The organism is Nostoc sp. FACHB-133 (assembly GCF_014698055.1).
Taxonomy (GTDB): Bacteria; Cyanobacteriota; Cyanobacteriia; order Cyanobacteriales; family Nostocaceae; genus Nostoc.
The window spans coordinates 1-17924 of sequence record NZ_JACJSH010000035.1; the positions used below are offsets into that span (position 1 = coordinate 1).

General features: G+C 41.7%; 15 protein-coding genes and 1 pseudogene. 8 read left to right on the plus strand and 8 right to left on the minus strand.

The annotated features are described in order from the left end of the window. Together H6G86_RS24265 and H6G86_RS24270 are read left to right on the plus strand one after the other, a co-directional pair. The coding region (locus H6G86_RS24265; RefSeq protein WP_190936471.1) for an NACHT domain-containing protein at positions 1 to 1413 on the plus strand (1413 nt) is incomplete at its 5' end. A 363-nt stretch (positions 1414 to 1776) separates the two neighbouring features. Then, on the plus strand, positions 1777 to 2232 hold the full coding sequence (locus H6G86_RS24270; RefSeq protein WP_242064946.1) for a response regulator: 456 nt from the start codon (positions 1777 to 1779) through the stop codon (positions 2230 to 2232). 31 nt (positions 2233 to 2263) lie between these two features. Here the strand turns inward: H6G86_RS24270 and H6G86_RS24275 are convergent, their stop codons facing one another. Then, entirely contained in the window at positions 2264 to 3481 is a 1218-nt protein-coding gene (locus H6G86_RS24275; RefSeq protein ID WP_190936473.1) for an ABC transporter permease, read from the minus strand. Between the two features lie 10 nt (positions 3482 to 3491). After that, positions 3492 to 4958 (minus strand): efflux RND transporter periplasmic adaptor subunit, encoded by a 1467-nt coding sequence (locus tag H6G86_RS24280; RefSeq protein WP_190936474.1) that lies wholly within the window; start codon positions 4956 to 4958, stop codon positions 3492 to 3494. Positions 4959 to 5149: 191 nt separating this feature from the next. On the opposite strand from H6G86_RS24280, the gene H6G86_RS24285 reads away from it, so the two are divergent. Together H6G86_RS24285 and H6G86_RS24290 are read left to right on the plus strand one after the other, a co-directional pair. Then, on the plus strand, positions 5150 to 5296 hold the full coding sequence (locus H6G86_RS24285) for a hypothetical protein (protein ID WP_190936475.1): 147 nt from the start codon (positions 5150 to 5152) through the stop codon (positions 5294 to 5296). 205 nt (positions 5297 to 5501) lie between these two features. Next, positions 5502 to 6635, plus strand: coding sequence for an SAM-dependent methyltransferase (locus H6G86_RS24290; protein WP_190936476.1), 1134 nt, complete (start codon positions 5502 to 5504; stop codon positions 6633 to 6635). Between the two features lie 172 nt (positions 6636 to 6807). Here the strand turns inward: H6G86_RS24290 and H6G86_RS24295 are convergent, their stop codons facing one another. Then, the gene (locus H6G86_RS24295; RefSeq protein ID WP_190936477.1) at positions 6808 to 7713 is read right to left on the minus strand and encodes an acyl-CoA desaturase; all 906 of its coding nucleotides are present in this window, start codon (positions 7711 to 7713) and stop codon (positions 6808 to 6810) included. Positions 7714 to 8059: 346 nt separating this feature from the next. On the opposite strand from H6G86_RS24295, the gene trpS reads away from it, so the two are divergent. The 3 genes from trpS to H6G86_RS24310 all read left to right on the plus strand — a co-directional run bounded on the left by trpS (position 8060) and on the right by H6G86_RS24310 (position 11026). Then, positions 8060 to 9070 (plus strand): tryptophan--tRNA ligase, encoded by a 1011-nt coding sequence (trpS, locus tag H6G86_RS24300; RefSeq protein WP_012411359.1) that lies wholly within the window; start codon positions 8060 to 8062, stop codon positions 9068 to 9070. A gap of 58 nt (positions 9071 to 9128) precedes the next feature. Beyond that, on the plus strand, positions 9129 to 10049 hold the full coding sequence (locus tag H6G86_RS24305) for a methylenetetrahydrofolate reductase (RefSeq protein WP_190936478.1): 921 nt from the start codon (positions 9129 to 9131) through the stop codon (positions 10047 to 10049). A gap of 128 nt (positions 10050 to 10177) precedes the next feature. Next, on the plus strand, positions 10178 to 11026 hold the full coding sequence (locus H6G86_RS24310) for an Rpn family recombination-promoting nuclease/putative transposase (RefSeq protein ID WP_190936479.1): 849 nt from the start codon (positions 10178 to 10180) through the stop codon (positions 11024 to 11026). A 313-nt stretch (positions 11027 to 11339) separates the two neighbouring features. Here H6G86_RS24310 and H6G86_RS24315 read toward each other — a convergent pair whose 3' ends face one another. The 3 genes from H6G86_RS24315 to H6G86_RS24325 all read right to left on the minus strand — a co-directional run bounded on the left by H6G86_RS24315 (position 11340) and on the right by H6G86_RS24325 (position 13543). Beyond that, positions 11340 to 11585 (minus strand): hypothetical protein, encoded by a 246-nt coding sequence (locus H6G86_RS24315; protein ID WP_190936480.1) that lies wholly within the window; start codon positions 11583 to 11585, stop codon positions 11340 to 11342. Between the two features lie 399 nt (positions 11586 to 11984). Continuing rightward, a complete protein-coding gene (locus H6G86_RS24320) occupies positions 11985 to 12533 on the minus strand; it encodes a phosphate-starvation-inducible PsiE family protein (RefSeq protein ID WP_114082584.1) in 549 nt (182 codons plus the stop codon). An 86-nt stretch (positions 12534 to 12619) separates the two neighbouring features. Continuing rightward, positions 12620 to 13543, minus strand: a complete 924-nt coding sequence (locus H6G86_RS24325; protein WP_190936481.1) for a tetratricopeptide repeat protein — start codon at positions 13541 to 13543, stop codon at positions 12620 to 12622. 458 nt (positions 13544 to 14001) lie between these two features. On the opposite strand from H6G86_RS24325, the gene H6G86_RS24330 reads away from it, so the two are divergent. After that, the gene (locus H6G86_RS24330; protein WP_190936482.1) at positions 14002 to 16050 is read left to right on the plus strand and encodes an elongation factor G; all 2049 of its coding nucleotides are present in this window, start codon (positions 14002 to 14004) and stop codon (positions 16048 to 16050) included. Positions 16051 to 16103: 53 nt separating this feature from the next. Here H6G86_RS24330 and H6G86_RS24335 read toward each other — a convergent pair whose 3' ends face one another. Then, positions 16104 to 16574 (minus strand): hypothetical protein, encoded by a 471-nt coding sequence (locus tag H6G86_RS24335; RefSeq protein ID WP_190936483.1) that lies wholly within the window; start codon positions 16572 to 16574, stop codon positions 16104 to 16106. Between the two features lie 183 nt (positions 16575 to 16757). Next, positions 16758 to 17543: pseudogene (locus H6G86_RS24340) on the minus strand (DUF4058 family protein). Positions 17544 to 17924 lie beyond the last annotated feature (381 nt).

Sequence of the window (17924 nt, forward strand, 5' to 3'; positions counted from 1 at the left end):
CGAACAGCATCTCAAAAACTCAGACTTCGAGGCTTTACCGATGTTGAGATTGCCCCGTTTACCTCAGAACAAATCATCGCCTTTGCTCAAAAATGGTTTGTGGCCTTTACCAAAACCAACATTCAAGACGGTCAAGCGCTGTCCGTTCAGTTTATTGAGAAGTTGGACTTAGATGAAAACTGGCAATTTCGCCAACTTGTAGTTACACCCCTATTTCTGCATCTTGCTTGCTGGGTGTTTCACGGTCAAGAAAAATTTCCGACTAAGCGGACTGACTTTTATAAGCAAGGTTTAGACCTTCTATTGGGCAAATGGGATGAAGCCAAAGGCATTGAACGGGATGAAGTTTACCGAGGGTTTTTGTTACCACAAAAGCTCAAGTTATTGAGTCAGATTGCAGCAGCGACATTTGAGCAAGGTCAGTACTTTTTTGAGCAACGCATCGTTGAGCAATACATTGGTGACTATATTCAGAATCTGACCAAAACGCCAATGGATGCCGAAGAACTGCAAATAGAAAGTGAAGCAGCACTGAAAGCGATCGAGGCTCAACATGGGCTACTAGCAGAACGGGCGCGGGGAATTTTTTCCTTCTCCTATCTGGCGTTTCAGGAATACTTCACAGCAAGAAAAATCGTTGCCAGCCATAATCTAGAGGCATTTGGAGAAGCTTTAGAAGGATTAGTTAGTCACATTACAGACCCGAACTGGCACGAAATTTTCTTGTTAACAGCTACCATGCTCAGAAGTGCAGACTCTTTAGTACAGTTGATGAAGCAACAGATTGATGCACTGGTTGGCCAAGACCCTTATTTACAAGAATTTTTGACTTGGGCGAGCCAAAAATCTCGTACTATTCCCAGCCAACCAAAAGAGGCGACAACTCGAGCCTTTTACCTTGCCTTAAGTCGGACTCCTCACATAGCTTCTCACTTTGCCCTAGCCAGTAGCCTCGACCAGGGAATGTTTCTGGATACGGCTTTAGATGACCTGCTGCTCGAATGTGCAATTGATGGAAGCCGGGACTTTGCCCACATCCACGCCTGTGGAGATGCTCTCGCAAACATTTTGGGTATAGTTCTGGATGTTGGACTTCATAAATCTCTGCAACAACTCTTTGATCAATTGCCAAGTTCTCGTCAAAATAAAGAACGGCTTAGGCTATGGGGGCAGACAAACTATTCAGCCTGGGCTGAACAATTAAAGATGACGGTTATTAATTATCGCAACATTAACCACCAGTGGCAGTTTAGCACCGAACAACAACAAGTTTTGCAACGATACTACGATGCCAATAAGTTACTACTCGATTGTCTGCATAGCAATTGTGAAGTGACTGCTGCTATCAGGCAGGAAATTGAAGCCACCTTATTGTTACCTCAAAAGGAACTTGAGGACAGGGAATGGCAATAATCCTTTTGGTTAATTACGCAAATAGGTAGTTGCCAAATTAGTATTCATTACGTTTTGTGTCGTAGTCAATCAACTAATTTAGTAAATCAAACAACACTTTGCCATATTACAGAAAGTTTTTCATTTAATTTCTAGCAAAAATCCTTCTTTCGGTACTTTTCTGTGTAACCACTCTTCTCATGAGACAGAAGCTGCGCGTAGCTTACTTAGAGTGCTACGGAAACGTTTCCAATGAATGCGCCTTTTGACAGAAGCAACTAGAGACACGATAGGGTCTCTAAGAGTTGCCCAGTACAATTTCGCATCTCTACTTACTCATTTTCAACCCACTTTGCACTTAGAGCTTTAATGGCAGGTCTTGTTATGAATTTAATCAATGGCTTTTGCTTGACAGATGGGATACTCAAAGGTGTAGAAGTACTCGTTGTAGACAACGATCGCGATAGTAGAGATTTGTACACATTTTTACTCGAAGATCAGAGCGCAAATGTGATTACTACAGGCTCGGTAAAAGAAGCTTTAGAAATCCTGAGTTGGTTCACACCCAACATCCTTGTCTGTGAAATTAGGTTTTTAGGTGAAAGTATTTATACATTGCTAAATACATTGAGTGCTATGGAAGCAGACAATGGAAAGCACATCCCAATTATTGTGACTTCAACATCTACCACAGGTACTCATGACCTAATTCCAAATGTGGAGTTTGAAGAATATTTACTTAAACCATTCGACCTTGACAAATTTGTTTCTATGATTAGAAATCAAGTACAAGAAGATGTGTCACAAAACTTTTGCCCCGATGTATTAGTTTTACATTAGTACACTGTAGCGGAAGCGTATCGCCCGATTACTAAGCACTTCTCAAAGCCACAATTGGGTCGAGTTTAGCAGCGCGACGTGCAGGAACAACACCAAAGAATAAACCAATACCACCAGAGACACCAACTGCCATAGTAATTGCTACAGGCGAAAGACTTGCCTCTAAGGGAGTTAAGGCTCCTACTAATAGAATGCCACTGATGCCAACCGCAGTCCCAACTAAACCACCAGCTGCGGAAACTATTACTGCTTCAATAATGAACTGTAGCAAAATATCTTGCTCAGTTGCCCCGATCGCTTTTCTCAATCCGATTTCTTGGGTACGTTCGGTGACGGAGACAAGCATAATATTCATAATGCCAATGCCGCCGACAAATAATGATATCCCGGCGATCGCTGCTAGCATAATTGTCAATGCACCTGTGATTTGACCGACAGTTTGCAAAGCATCCTTTTGAGAGCGGATAGTAAAGTCATCTTCACCATTAATTTTGTGCCGTAGACGCAGCAAATTACCAATTTGAAATTCTGCTGCATCCACGCTCTCTGAATCACGAGCGGCAGCAACGAGATAATCTAAAGCAATACCATAAGGAGAATTCTTTCCCACAAGTCGGTTTGCTGAGGTTGTGATTGGTATGAGCGCAGCATCATCATAATCTGCTCCGACGCTGGAACCTTTGGCTATTAATGTCCCAATCACTTGAAAGCTAGTATTTCCAATTCGCAATTGCTGACCAATAGCGTTACTATTACCGAATAGTTTTTCTGCCAAGTCTCCACCTAAGACAACGACTTGGTTATTTCGCTTAATGTCTACCTCACCAAAAAATCTGCCTTTAGCAGTTTCAAAATCCCGCACTGATAAGAAGGTGGGAGTTGTACCAATGATATTGACATCAGTGTTTCGGTTGCTATATGTAACTACCTGTCTCCTGTTTAACTCTGGCGCAACTCCTACTACTGTCGGTACTTGAGAAGCGATCGCTTCGGCATCTTGTAACACCAGAGTTTTTGGCACTTCAAAGGAGATACGCTGAGTTTCTTGATTACCTGGCAGTATAAACAGCACATTTGGCCCTAATGACTCTAGCTGTTTATTCACGTACTTTTGCCCACCTTCACCAATACCAATCATGGCAATTACTGAGGCATTGCCAATAACGATACCTAACATCGTTAGGGCACTACGCAGCTTATTTGACAGCAGGGTTTTCCCCGCCATTTGAACACTTTCTAAAAAATTCATGTTTTAATAATTACGAATTACTCTTTTCTTTCGCCTTCTCGATTTTGTAGTCTTTGGGTGGATTAACAAAAACGCGATCGCCTTCTTTAACTCCCCCTAATATCTGAGTTTGGTCTTGAATCTGTGCCCCAACTGTAATTTCGCGGAACTGGGGTTTATTCTTTGCATCTGGTACAAGTACACCAGTTTGACCCTTTTCGGTGACAATTGACACCGTTGGTAACACCAAGGCATTATTGACGCGATCGCCTAAAAAAGTCAGATCCACATTTAAGCCAGAACGCAGTTTATCTGTACCAGTATCAAGAGCAATCCGCACCTGGAAGGATGTCACACCTTGTTCCACCACTGCTTCTGGAGCAATTAGGCGCACATGACCTTTAAAGACTTGATCGGGATAAGCATCAGCCACAATTTCCACCTGCTGTCCCGGTTTAATTCTGCCAATATCAGCTTCGGGAACTTGAGCTAATATTTCTAAACCGCGTGCTACGGCGACAATTGAACTAGAAGTTGCCGATGCACTAGTAGAAGCAGAAGTTGTGGGTGTCACAAAAGCACCTGGTTCTGCATATTTTTGCGTCACAATTCCCGAAAGTGGAGCGCGAATAATTGTATCTTCCAACTGCACTTGCACACCCTTCAATTGAGCTTCAGCACTGGCTACAGCCGCTTGGCGCTGGGCAATTTCCTCAGAACGAGTACCATCTTCTAACAGTACCAATGCTGCCCGTGCTTCATTAACAGCTGCTTGACGTTGGTCGATTTCCTCAGTCCGAGTCCCACTTTGGACTAACGACAATCGTTTTTTAGCTTCTTCTAAACTGGCTCTAGCACTCTTATCTTCGCTGATGGCTTGATCGAGTAATTGTTTTTTCTCTGCTCCCTCTTTATATAGGTATTGGTAGCGCTTTACCTGTTCGCTGGTGTAATTTACCTTTGCTTGAGCCGCATCTACTTGGGATTGAGATTGAGCAATCTCTTGGGGACGATTACCAGCCCTAGCTTGGGCTAGCTGGGCTTGAGCTTGTGCTAACCGCGCTTTTGCTTGAGCGATCTCTTGAGGACGACTACCAGCACGGGCTTCGGCAAGTTGTGCTTGACTTTGGGCTAAGTTAGCACGATACTGACTCCTTTGAGCCTCAATACTGGCACTATCCATACGGGCGAGGATTTGCCCTTGTTGAATGCGATCGCCTTGTTGTACATATAATTGCGATAGGACTCCGGGGTTCTTCGGACTAATATTTACGCTCTGAACTGGTACGACTTTACCGCTAGCTGTAATTCTCAATGTGACGTTTTTCGCTGCCACTGGCACAGTTAATTGAGCAATATCTTCTTTTTTCCCTTGATTCATCAGGGTGTAGGTTGTGATCGTACCAACAACCAAAACACCCCCTGTTATCAGCCCCATCAACCAGCGAAATGGATACTTAACTTTGCCAATAACAGGAATTTCTATGTGCGTAGCCATATCTAACAGCCTAATTAATCTTGCTTTATGGGAGTAGCCTGTAGTTAAAGGGCGAGTACAGGAATGGGGAGTTGTTAAAATTTTTGGATTAAATCTTGATTAATAAGCTAACAACTAGACGCATAATTAGCTTTATAGTTGCTTAATATTACTTCATGATAGGTGTTACATGTCTGTATGCCTTCACCTGAATGGGTGACTTTATACCATTTCTGTTTAAAATAGGTTGGGTGGAGCGGAGCGTAACCCAACATATATCAGAAGAGCGATCGCAACCAACTGCTACTAGAAACGGAAATGAGTTGAGCGAACAACACCCTGATGTCAAACAATTATGAGAAATAAACGCAGTTAATGCCAAGTTATAGGACGTTTGCCTTTGCTACGCTTACCTTTTATTAAGTTAAAGTGGCATCAGGTGTGTTGGAGATAAATATTCCTCAATGCATGTTACAACTTCTTACGTTTTGGTGTTAAAAAGCTAAAAAAATCTAATTATTATACTCATGTAGCATTATTTAAATGCTTGTTAGGAGTATGAGTATGACAGCTAGTACCCTGCTGGAAGAAATAGAAAAGCATATCCCCATTGTGGGAGATATAAATATTAAGAGTCCATTTGCATACCAAGTAACTCGTGGGGCGGTTGAGGTAGTTAACACAGTCCAGATGGCAGTAGCAGAAGCTTATATTAACGGATTAGAAGTTCCTGATTCCGTTCTAGAATCGCTTTTCGATACCTGTATGCCAATTTTCTTTCAGTATTTCCCATCCCTACTAGCACCGTATGAATGGGTATTAAAAGAAACTGATCATCTCGCCGAAGGATCGCGGGAATTAATGAAAATTCAGTACGACTTGCCTCAAGCCATGCTGAATACTATGTTGGGGGACGGGAAACTCATTTATCCTAAGTACAGCATGGGATTGTGGGAAAAAGGAGCATTAAACCTTGAGCAATCCCAGATGCAGATGATTGATGATGTGATTGAAAAACTAGACATCAAGGACGGAGATAATATCTTAGACTTTGGGTGCGGGTGGGGATGTGTTCCTAATTACATTCTTTCTAAGTTCCCCAATGTAAAATTTACGGGTCTTAATTTGAGCCATGAGCAATGCGAATATATACGCCGCAAAATGCAAGATCCTGAGAGTTATCTCAGTTCAGATCGGTTTACCCTATATGAAGGTGATTTGAATAATGCAAATTTCGAGACGAAGTTTGATAAAATTCTCTCGATTGGTGTTTTTTGTCATGTTGGTAACTTAACAGCAGCCTTTAAAAAATTAGCTTCGTTTTTGAAGGATGATGGCAAAGTTTTAATTCACATTATTACAGTCCGCATCCCTAACAATATGTCTAGCGTTTACACCCACAAATATATTTTTCCGCACGGTCGGTACTGGAATTACGATGCAGTTCCTAGCCATAAAGAAGACCTCAAAACAATTCAAAGATGGTATCTCAATGGCTCTAATTACTCTAAAACACTAGCTAACTGGTTACAAAATTTTGACGACAACCAGACAACAATAAAAACATTAAACTATGGCATGGACTATGCCAAGTTTCGCCGGATATGGAGGTTTTATTTGATATGGTTTATTCGAAATTTTGCTAGTTGTGATGGAGAATATAATGGTAATGGTCAATTTTTAATGGTTCATGCTTAACCGGACAAAGCTAGTGTTTTCCCTCATAGGGGATGAACATCCTGCCTTTCCTTATTTAACTAGCTGAACATGCTTTCTTCACAAAAACATCTTCAGCCAGTTAAATCCTTAGATTCTTGACTGAGACGGCAAGGAACAGAATTTTTTCCTGAGCTATCTGTCAACCAAAATATCAGACGGATGTCTTTGCTTTTGCCTTGAACACTGAGTTTTGAAAGTTGCGGTTTCTAGCGCGAGCAATAAGTTCTGCTTCAGAAGGCACTCTAACCTTTGACGCTAGCTTCAAAAACTCAAGGATTTTAATGAACCAAAATGTTGGGTCTGGAAGATAGGCAACCTGGCCTTCTCGCACGGTTATGCCATGCCGGGCTGATGCCTGGAATGCATGATGAAGATTATGCCAGCCTTCACCCAAGGTTAGAAATGCTACGAGCCAATGGTTCCGACTGTAATCATTGGTTGTGAACGGTTGCTCGCCCAGTATGTGGCTGAGTGAATTGACGGTCGCGACACAGTGGAAGAGGACAGTCGTGCTGAGGAAAAAAGCGCCGAGATATTCAACTCCACCAATGTAGTATGAGAACGCACCAAGAGCAAAGGTGGGAATGAAGTGCAAACGATCAACAATCTTCAAAACCACATTACTCTCAACATCAGTGGGAAGTTTCGAGGGAAAAAACTGTGGGGAGAATAGCCATCCAGCTTGAGACCACCAGAATCCTTTGATCCCCTTGAAAGGCATATAGGGAGAATGAGGATCTTTTTCCTGATCTGAGTATTGATGATGCTCCATGTGGTGAGCTTTCCACCAACTTGGCCCCATCTGCCCGGCTGAAGCAGCCACGATGCTTCCAACGCATAGAACTGAGGTTGGAGCCTGGTAGCTCTTGTGGGTGAGTAGCCTATGATAGATGCCAGTAGTTGCAAGCATTCGTATTACATATAACAACACGGCCCACAAAACAGCACCCCACGATAAGCCAGTAACAATAATCAGTAATGATCCTAAATGACTCACCACGATCAAAGTAGGGCCTAGTATGTAAGAAATAATCGTGAGATGAGAGTACTGCTTCATTAGTCTTCTAACGTCCTTAAGCTTCAAAATAAAAATGCACCACACCTTCGCCGCAGTCAAGCTTGCGGACAGCAGAACGCCCACCCTTGTCAGCGTTAGTACTTACACGCATATCTTGGCACAATTCGCTTGGCATATGAAAAGCAGTTTCAAACACAAGCAGTGGCAAAAAACCAGTGAAGAGTTTCTATAGCAATGGGATTTGAGTTAAAATCTCTAATCCCGTAACAGCGAGTTGACCTGGAAAATGTCAAAATTAAATGAGTTTTGCGTAGGCGCATTCGCGCAGCGTCTCGTAGAGAAGCGACTTTATTAGCGCAGATTTGAGATAACTTAGTTGAAATTTATGGGCAAGCAACGTGTTCTTTCTGGAGTTCAACCAACGGGCAATTACCATCTAGGTAACTACTTAGGAGCCATTCGCAACTGGGTAGAAGGTCAGAGTGAATACGAAAATTACCTCTTTGTGGCTGATTTGCACGCGATTACAGTACCACACGACCCCAAACAGTTGGCAGCTGATACCTACACTCTTGCTGCTCTCTATCTAGCTTGTGGTCTTGATTTAAATCACTCCACTATCTTTGTACAATCTCACGTTTCAGCCCACAGTGAACTCACCTGGTTGCTCAACTGCATTACACCTCTAAACTGGCTACAAGACATGATCCAGTTTAAGGAAAAAGCTGTTAAACAGGGAGAAAATGTGAGTGCAGGTTTGTTGGATTACCCAGTCTTGATGGCGGCTGATATTTTGCTTTACCAAGCGGATAAAGTACCAGTGGGTGAAGACCAAAAGCAACACCTGGAATTGACAAGGGATATTGCAGCTCGGTTAAATCACCAATTTGGTAAACCAGATCAGCCAGTTCTAAAGTTACCAGACCCTTTGATTCGTAAGGAAGGGGCAAGGGTGATGAGTTTAGCGGATGGTACACGCAAAATGTCGAAGTCCGATCCTTCAGAGTTAAGCCGAATCAGTTTGCTCGATTCACCCGAACAGATTCAATACAAGATTAAGCGTTGTAAAACCGATCCGATTCGTGGGCTAACTTTCGACGATCCAGCACGTCCAGAGTGTAATAATTTGTTGACGCTGTATACATTGCTTTCTGGGAAGAGAAAGGAAGATGTAGCAGTTGAGTGCCAGGATATGGGCTGGGGACAATTCAAGCCATTGTTGACAGACACAATTATTGAGTCCTTGAAACCAATCCAAGAAAAATATCAAGCGGTAACGGCAGATAAAAGCTATTTGGAGTCCGTATTGCGGGATGGAGGGGAAAAAGCTAGAGCGATCGCAAATCAAACTTTATCACAAGTAAAAGCTGCTTTAGGCTACTCGCTTCCTCTCTAAGTTTTCGCTTTTAGGTGTGATTTGCTATACCATTTAAGAAATTGAAATTCTTAATTTTATGTATCACACCCATAGCCACACAGCTTTTCGCAGAGCTGTACAAGCAGGTGAATTTCTAGTTACCGCCGAGGTAGCACCCCCGAAAGGGGGAGATCCAGCGCACATGATTCAAATGGCGGCGACTCTTAAGGGAAGGGTTCATGCTGTCAATGTTACTGATGGTAGCCGCGCAGTGTTACGGATGTCTTCGTTACTCGCGTCGGTGATTTTGTCACAAAATGGTGTAGAGCCAATTTGTCAAGTTGCTTGCCGCGATCGCAACCGCATTGCTTTGCAAGCTGATTTAATGGGCGCTCATGCTTTAGGTATCCGTAATATTTTAGCTTTGACTGGCGACCCAGTAAAAGCAGGCGATCATCCAGATGCCAAAGCAGTGTTTGACTTAGAAGCGGTGCGACTGCTGCAACTAATTCGAAAGATGAATCAAGGCGTTGATTGCAACGAAAAACCCTTGACTGATGGAGCGCTAGATTTATTTGTTGGTGCAGCAGTAGATCCGCAATGTAAAAGTTGGTCGGGTTTACAAAGTCGATTTGAACGAAAAATCGAAGCCGGAGCGCAATTTTTTCAAAGTCAGTTGATTACCGATTTTGAACGCCTAGAAAAGTTTATGGATACCATTGCCTCTGGTTATAAAAAACCGATTTTGGCAGGAATTTTTCTGTTGAAATCGGCAAAAAATGCTCAGTTTATTAATAGATGTGTTCCGGGTGTCAATATTCCCCAACATATTATTGATAGATTGGCAAAAGCCAAAGAGCCTTTTGAGGAAGGGATAAAAATTGCAGCCGAACAAGTGCAGATAGCACGGCAATTGTGTCAAGGTGTTCATCTGATGGCAGTAAAGCGGGAAGATGCGATCGCACCAATTTTAGATTTGGCTGGGATTGCTCCAGTTAATCAGTTGGTATCTAAGTAAATGAGATAATGGTTTTTTGAATTAAAGCAGATGATTGTTACTATCTGCTTTTTTTAATGCGTAATTAAACGTGCATACACGATTTTTGATAAACTTTGAATATCCAATTTACGCTTGACTAAATCCAAGTGCAAACTGACAAAATATTTTATAGCTTATTTCAATCTTTCCCTAGCATATTTTTTGCAATAATTGGCGATAATACTATCAACGTCAACGCATATCAATTTGTTTCAGTCGAACTAAAAGAAACGGCTTTTAGGATTGATGGGGTATTCATGCCCACAAGTGAAACCACAAATCAACCACTCTACTTTGTTGAAGTCCAGTTTCAATTAGACCTGACTTTTTATAGACGCTTCTTTGCCGAAATCTTTCTTTACTTGCGTCAAAACGAATCAGTCAATTTTTGGCGTGCTGTTGTCATCTATCCACAGCGAAGTTTAGATCCGAACGATCAACTACCGTATCAATCGCTGCTAAACAGTTCACAAGTGCAACGCATTTATCTAGATGAATTAGATACGGCGGAGAACTCACTTCAAGTTGCGATCGTTAAATTAATTATCGAAAGAGAAGAGACAGCCGTTGACAAAGGTAGAGAATTGATTTTACAAGCAAGGCAACAACTAGCGGATGAAGCAACCAGGAAGCAAATTGTAGAATTGATAGAGACTATCCTGTTGTACAAATTTACCCGGTTAAGCCGAGAGGAGTTAGCAGAAATGTTGGGTATAGACGACGAATTCAAAAAAACAAGAATGTATCAATCTATCAAGCAAGATGGCTTGGAGGAAGGTAGACAAGAAGGTAGACAAGAAGGTAGACAAGAAGGTAGACAGGAAGGTAAACAGGAAGCTAAGTTAGAAGCTATTCCCCGGTTATTGGCATTGGGGTTGAGTGTTGAACAAGTGGCGGTGGCTCTTGATTTAACGGTGGCGCAAGTACAGCAAGTAGCCCAGAATCAGTCTGGCTGATAGTGGGCGCTTGCCTGAGTATTGCGCTTTATCTCTGGAAAGAAACACTGTGCTATATATTTCTTAAGCGAAGTGTGCAATATATCAGTTAATAAAGTTTTTTACGTAAAGTGCGTAGGCGTAGCCCGTCGTAGACATCGCCTCTTTTTTATTTAGCAGGATTTACGCAAAAAATACCCCAAACTTGATTTTCTTGTAGGGGCAATTCATGAATTGCCCCTACCGCATATAATTTTGCGTAAGTCCTATTTAGGTTCACTAAAGTAGAAGTGATGTCTACGATGGGCTACGCCTACGCAGTTAAAAACCTGGGTTACATTTTACCGTGTTGCAGCACTTGTTGTAGATGTTGGCGAATCTCTTGTGCGTGTTCAATATCAGATTGGCGCAATTTTTGGAACAACTCTACACAAGGCTGAGAACCTACTTGCTCTGCATCTTTGATGTAGGTATCGTAAGCTTTAACGGCTTCAGCTTTGTTGTGCAACACAGTGACAAAATCATACTCCAAGTCGCTAATCGCTGTTTGAGACTGTCCGTTATCTGTATTTTTAGCCATTGCTTGATCCTCTTTTAGAATTTCTAATTAACTTTATACTCACCCTTAAAGAGCGATTCATCTTCCAAAAAGAGTATATTTCAATACGTCGAAAGTACCTTGCGAGTGTAGATTATAGTATCCAGTGCGTAGGCGTAGCCCGCACTTCGGCTGCGCTCAGTGACCGTCGTAGACATCGCTTTCCAATTACCTCAGTCTTATCCAATCTCGTTTTTCCTTTACTGATGGAACCCTTTAAATTAGTGAGGCAATAGGCAATAAGTAAAAATCAATAAGCCTCTTTGAGTTGTACTGAATTTTTTCAAAAATCAAATAGTAGTCCTATAGATAAATCAGGAAATAGGACAGACAAGGAAGAAAATTCTACCTCATCTCCCCACTCCCTATTTTCATTAGAATTTAGCCAAGCGGTTTATTTTCATCACATTGACGTGAATACTGGAATTCCAAATCATTTTGCCGTTCTCTACCTCCTCTATACACAACCGGACAAAACTTAGTGTTAGCGCTCATACAATCCATGTGTGGAGTTTTAGCACAGACTACAAGTAGTCCACCCAGAACAAATAACAAACCACAAATTGCAAGTGTATTAACCCAAGAAATTTCCAGCGCTCCATGAACTACTATTTCTCGCAGTAGGGATACAATTGTTACCTCAACCGCTACTCCCACAGAGATACTATGTTCTTGCAAGTAGACCATTAATAGTCGAAATAACTCGACTAAAATTAACACAAATAGTATTTTTGCAGTCACGTGTTTATAGTCTAGTGGCTGCATGAGGGCGATAGCTATCCCCCACAATTGGATCAGCATGACGGCGAATAAACCTAAACACAAGACAATCACAATCAAGTCTTGAAAGGCTTCCATGTTGCGAACAATTGAGTGCCGATCAAGCCAGCGATCGCTAAATAAAAATCGACTTTTCTGGCGCTTTTGCATGTACATTTTCCAATCGGGACAAGTTCAGACAACACCAGCGAGTCAACCCAATAGTTTTATGTTATGCAATATTAAGCTTTCGCGCCTCAGCGAGGTTTGTAATTTAAATTTTGTGCTTGTTGCAACAATTGCTCGGCATTTTTCGCCCACTGAGGATTCTTCTGAGCATTATATAAATCTCTAGCAAATTGCAATACTTGCACTGCATCCCCATATTGCTGTAACTGCATAAAAACTAACCCTGCACCATAATAAGCATTGGGATAGTTAGAGTTAGCTTCGGCTGATTTTCTAAAAGCCTCTAATGCTTCTTGTAACTTGTTTTGCTGAAACCAAATTGAACCGAGATTGTAGTAAGCTTCTGGATATTTCGGATTAATTTTTACTGCCTGATTAAAGGCATCCCTTGCTTGATCGAGTTTGCCTTGTTGAAGATAACACATACCTATATGGTAAGAAGGCTCCGGTGCATTTTTGCTATATTCTATGGCTTTTTTAAAAGATGCGATAGCTTTCTCACAATCTCCTTGTTGCTCTCTTACTAACCCAAAATTATAGTGGGCAAATCCTAATTTTGGATCGAGTTCTAACGCTCGGCGCAAATAATCGTTAGCTAACTGTAAATTATTGCCTTCTAATAGCGCACCACCTAAATTAGCAAAAGCTGGAGCAAATTTCGGATCGGCTTGCGTTGCTCGATAAAATGCGTCTGCAGAGGGTTGTAATTGTCCTGTTTGTCGGTACGCTAGCCCTAAATTATAGTACGCTGGTGCTAATGTTGGATCTAACTTGGCTGCTTGTTTAAAGGCTGCGATTGCATCTTTTACTTTGCCCGCCTGAATTGCCTGTAAACCTTGGTTTAGCCAGTCTATGGCTGTTTTTCCATTAGATTGTGCTAGCTCTGAGGGGACATACTCAGAGAGAGAAAGAGAAGGGGAGGGAATGCTAACAACCAACAAAGTCAAACTGACTAACCCTGCTATGGGATATTTAGAAAATGATAATCTCATTGATTTTCTGATTCGCAACACTTTCAGTTAAATTTACTTCATAAAAAGTTATTTACAAAAATTTTAGATTCGCTATTAATCTTTACTAAGATTAACTTTTATTAAGCTAAATCTTACGACAGGCTACAATTTTTTTAACTTTCGATTAAAAGGAGGATAATAACAAATTAAAGAAGGGTAATTTTGACTCCAGAGAACAATTTTTTTATCAATATAGAATTCAGGAGTCAGGAGCCAGAATAATGCCTCCGGCACGCTCCGCGAACAGAATGAATTCTGTACAACTGGCGGATTAATAAATCGGTTTAAGACGCTCGCGGACTAGCTACTGTCAAGATTTATGAATCCTGTTAGCGGATAGCTAAGGTTTAGCTCATTCAGAATAGCTGGATTCTTCTTCAACCATTGATATATACGGAATCATGCGGTTATAAAAGACTTACCGCAAGGAGGATTTTATGAACGAAAAAGTAAAATCGGGTTCGCGGAATGTTGCAATTGTCGGGCCTTATTTAAGTGGAAAAACCACTTTACTAGAAAGCTTGTTATTTGTCACAGGGGCAATTTCTCGTAAAGGCAGCATTAAAGACAGCAATACAGTGGGAGATAGTGCTGCCGAGTCGCGCGATCGCCACATGAGTGTAGAAGTCAGCGCCGCTAGCACTGAGTATAACGACATTCGCTTCACTTTTATTGACTGTCCGGGAAGCGTAGAATTTGCCCAAGAAACGTACAATGCTTTAATCGGAGTGGATGCGGCAATTGTAGTTTGCGAACCCATCCGCGATCGCGTCCTCACCCTAGCCCCTCTATTTAAATTCCTCGACGATTGGGAAATTCCCCATCTCGTCTTCGTCAACAAAATGGATCGGGCAAATATTCACGTTCTAGAAACGTTACACGCCCTGAAAGCAGTATCTAGCCGTCCCCTGGTAGCGCATCAATATCCCATCATGAACGGGGAACAACTCACCGGCTTTATTGATATGGTGAGCGAACAGGCGTATCAATATCATCCAGGCGCACCGGCTGACCCCATCCCCTTCCCCGAAAGTTTAAAAGAAGAAGAACATGAAGCACGGGCAGAAATGCTCGAAGCCTTAGCAAATTTTGACGATCATTTACTTGAAGAACTTTTAGAAGATATCGAACCACCCCAAGAGGAAATCCTCAAAGATTTAAAAATGGAATTAGGGGCAGATTTAGTAGTGCCCGTTTTCTTTGGTGTGGCAGAACAAGATTATGGTGTTAGACCTCTATTAGAAGCCTTGTTACGGGAAGCACCTGAACCAGAAACTACAGCAGAACGCCGTTTAAAAAACTTAAAAGGTGATACACCTCTAGCACAGGTATTAAAAACTTACTACACTCCCCAAGGTGGCAAACTTTCTCTCGTGCGTGTTTGGCGAGGCAAATTAACTGATGGCATTGTCCTCAATGGCATTCGTACTGGTGGAATTTACCGCCTGATGGGACAACAACAGCAGATAGTTAACCAAGTTAGTGCTGGTGAAATTGTCGCATTGAGCCGTTTAGAAGGAATCAAGACAGGCGATACAATTTCCACAGAACAGCAGTCGGCAATCAAATTACCCAAAGCTGTAGAGTTAGAACCTGTTTATGCCCTCGCCATTACACCAGAAAAGCGCAACGATGAAGTAAAACTTAGCAGTGCCATCACCAAGTTATTAGAAGAAGACTGCTCACTTGCTTGGGAACAACACGGCGATACTCACGAAGTAATTCTGTGGGGTCAAGGCGAAATTCATTTACAAGTCGCCCTAGATAGACTGCGCCGCAAATATAACTTGCCGATGACAACCCACTTACCGCAAGTGCCTTACAAAGAAACCATTCGCAAAACGGTGGCTTCAGTTCATGGGCGCTACAAGCACCAAAGCGGTGGTCATGGACAGTTTGGTGATGTTTTTCTCGATATCAAGCCTTTACCACGCGGTACAGGCTTCAACTTTAATGAAACCATTGTCGGCGGCGTGGTTCCCAAACAGTACATTCCTGGGGTGGAAATGGGCGTGCGGGAATTTCTCACACATGGGCCTTTGGGCTTCCCAATAGTAGATTTGGCAGTAACTTTGACTAATGGTTCGTATCACAACGTTGACAGTTCCGAACAAGCCTTTAAGCAAGCTGCGCGATTAGCAATGCAAACGGGGATACCCCAAGCAGAACCTACGCTGTTAGAACCAATTCTCCGCGTGGAAGTGACTACACCGAGCGAATTTACCTCCAAGGTGCTGCAACTTTTGAGTGGTAGACGGGGGCAAATTTTAGGCTATGAAGGTAGAAATGATTGGCAAGGCTGGGATAATGTCTCGGCATACTTACCACAAGCAGAGATGCAAAACTTTATTGTAGAACTGCGATCGCTCACCTTGGGCGTTGGTTCCTTCCACTGGGAATATGACCATCTCCAGGAAGTGCCGGAAAAACTCGCTGAACGCGTCATTCACAGCAATGGCAATGGTAGTAACGGCAATGGCAAGTAATTTTGGATTTATCTGAAATCAAAGCCCTGCACTTAAATATGCGGGGCTTTTTATTAATGAATATTTAATACGCTTTGAAGGTGCTGTTGAAACGCTAATACTTCTGTACTCCACCGTTCTTGGAATGCTTGTATGTTTTCCAATCTTATTGCTTTTCCATTCGGAGGGAAGTTAATTGCACAATCAAAGACTTTACTCTTATCTGGAGGATGATCCCAATCATTCGTCATCCAAATCACCTGGACAAGACGATAAATATTAAATTCCTCTTCAGCATTCCCATCAGGATAAAGTTGCTTATTCAGCATTTGAACAACGTGCGTTACTTTGCTACGTTGTCTTAAAATAATCAGTTCACCTTCTTGCGGAGTCTTGGCATTTATTTCATCTTGATTTTTTAAATTTCTCCAATGTAAAGCAAAAATCTTTAATTCTGGATGTATAGTAAGTATGCTTTGATAAGCCCAACGTTCACCATCTATAGGTTTTACGTTTTTAGTCCAAATTGATCCATTGAAATCCATAAATATATCTCAATCTTGTTGTAATAGAGAAGCTACCGATTTAGTTTTCCCTAAAATATTGTTAAAATAACAAAACTTTTTTTTGCACATATTAATAAAAGGTGTCAAACTGAGCCGAACTTTAGGTATAAGTCCAACGCTCAGAGTATTTAGGCAATGGGTAAAAGAGGAAATTACTCAAACTTAACGTAACGACTGCTCTTTTAACAACTCACTCACCCAAGCCAAATAAACTTCTCCAAGGGGCGGAATTGGTTCACTACTATAATCTATAACCAAATCAAATCCGGCGCGATCATGTACACCGTGTATTAATGCTTGTAAGTCTAATAATGGTTCTGTATCACCCTGACGTAGGGGTAACAAAAAAACGGGAATCTGCTCTTGTAGTTCAAATGAATATAGTTCTGCTTTAGGGCGATATTCACTCCGACTTACCAAAATACGATAGTCTGACTTAATTTGATTACCTAAAATTGGCATGGGTTCGCCGCCACGCAACAAGTCTATTTCTATTAGATGAGTCAAGCTACCTAATACTTGCTGACGTTTACTTTCGTATGCCTTTCTTCCTTCACCAGTCCGCTTATTTTTTGGTGATAAAATTTCAATCACTGTGACAACTTCTCCGGTTGCTACTTCTTAAACTTCTAGGTATCCTTCTCGCACTTCTTCTAGAATAGGAAGATTGACAGTTATTGGTTTTGTAAGCGGTATAGCAATCGCAATATTAGACGGTTCTTTTTCTGTGTTTGTTAAAGAACGTCCGACAACCACATCAGGAATACCAACTAGAATAGAATTTCCATCTGTCATTTTATATACTCGTTTCCCAACCGCTACTCGATATTTGGGTCGTAGTTGAGGAGCAATTACATCTGCAATCGCAATTATCAACCGACTGTGAACTTCAGCCCAGAATTCGGGATTTTCTAGGTAGGGGTTCATCCCTGGAAACGGTGAAGGCATAAGCTTGGCAAAAAAATATTCTTACTGTTTATCCTAACAATCTGGGCTGCCATTAAGAGTACTGAGTTAAAAAGGGTATCAACCAATACTGCTCGGGTAAAGCATTTTTAACTCGGAATTGGGTTTGGGGAAAAGGTTAAAGGTTTTTTCTTTCCCCTTTTCCCCTTAACCGAGAAGTATTGGGTATCAACCTTCTCAATGACAAAAGAGTTCCGCCCACAATAAATGGGGCAAATACCTCAGTGCAAACATCAAGCACTCAGTACTGAGTTTTAGGAATTAATTCTGCAAAATTTATAGCTTGCTGCCCTTGAGGGGAAGTTTCATAAAAGCATCTGGGAATTATGTGATTAAGTATATCCGTCTTAACCACACAGAAAA

What these genes read in the sequence shown, in the direction of transcription:
- H6G86_RS24270 (WP_242064946.1), top strand. Translation starts at nt 1,777, where the DNA reads ATGAATTTAATCAATGGCTTTTGCTTGACAGATGGGATACTCAAAGGT.
- H6G86_RS24275 (WP_190936473.1), bottom strand. Translation starts at nt 3,481, where the DNA reads ATGAATTTTTTAGAAAGTGTTCAAATGGCGGGGAAAACCCTGCTGTCA.
- H6G86_RS24280 (WP_190936474.1), bottom strand. Translation starts at nt 4,958, where the DNA reads ATGGCTACGCACATAGAAATTCCTGTTATTGGCAAAGTTAAGTATCCA.
- H6G86_RS24285 (WP_190936475.1), top strand. Translation starts at nt 5,150, where the DNA reads ATGGGTGACTTTATACCATTTCTGTTTAAAATAGGTTGGGTGGAGCGG.
- H6G86_RS24290 (WP_190936476.1), top strand. Translation starts at nt 5,502, where the DNA reads ATGACAGCTAGTACCCTGCTGGAAGAAATAGAAAAGCATATCCCCATT.
- H6G86_RS24295 (WP_190936477.1), bottom strand. Translation starts at nt 7,713, where the DNA reads ATGAAGCAGTACTCTCATCTCACGATTATTTCTTACATACTAGGCCCT.
- trpS (WP_012411359.1), top strand. Translation starts at nt 8,060, where the DNA reads ATGGGCAAGCAACGTGTTCTTTCTGGAGTTCAACCAACGGGCAATTAC.
- H6G86_RS24305 (WP_190936478.1), top strand. Translation starts at nt 9,129, where the DNA reads ATGTATCACACCCATAGCCACACAGCTTTTCGCAGAGCTGTACAAGCA.
- H6G86_RS24315 (WP_190936480.1), bottom strand. Translation starts at nt 11,585, where the DNA reads ATGGCTAAAAATACAGATAACGGACAGTCTCAAACAGCGATTAGCGAC.
- H6G86_RS24320 (WP_114082584.1), bottom strand. Translation starts at nt 12,533, where the DNA reads ATGCAAAAGCGCCAGAAAAGTCGATTTTTATTTAGCGATCGCTGGCTT.
- H6G86_RS24325 (WP_190936481.1), bottom strand. Translation starts at nt 13,543, where the DNA reads ATGAGATTATCATTTTCTAAATATCCCATAGCAGGGTTAGTCAGTTTG.
- H6G86_RS24330 (WP_190936482.1), top strand. Translation starts at nt 14,002, where the DNA reads ATGAACGAAAAAGTAAAATCGGGTTCGCGGAATGTTGCAATTGTCGGG.
- H6G86_RS24335 (WP_190936483.1), bottom strand. Translation starts at nt 16,574, where the DNA reads ATGGATTTCAATGGATCAATTTGGACTAAAAACGTAAAACCTATAGAT.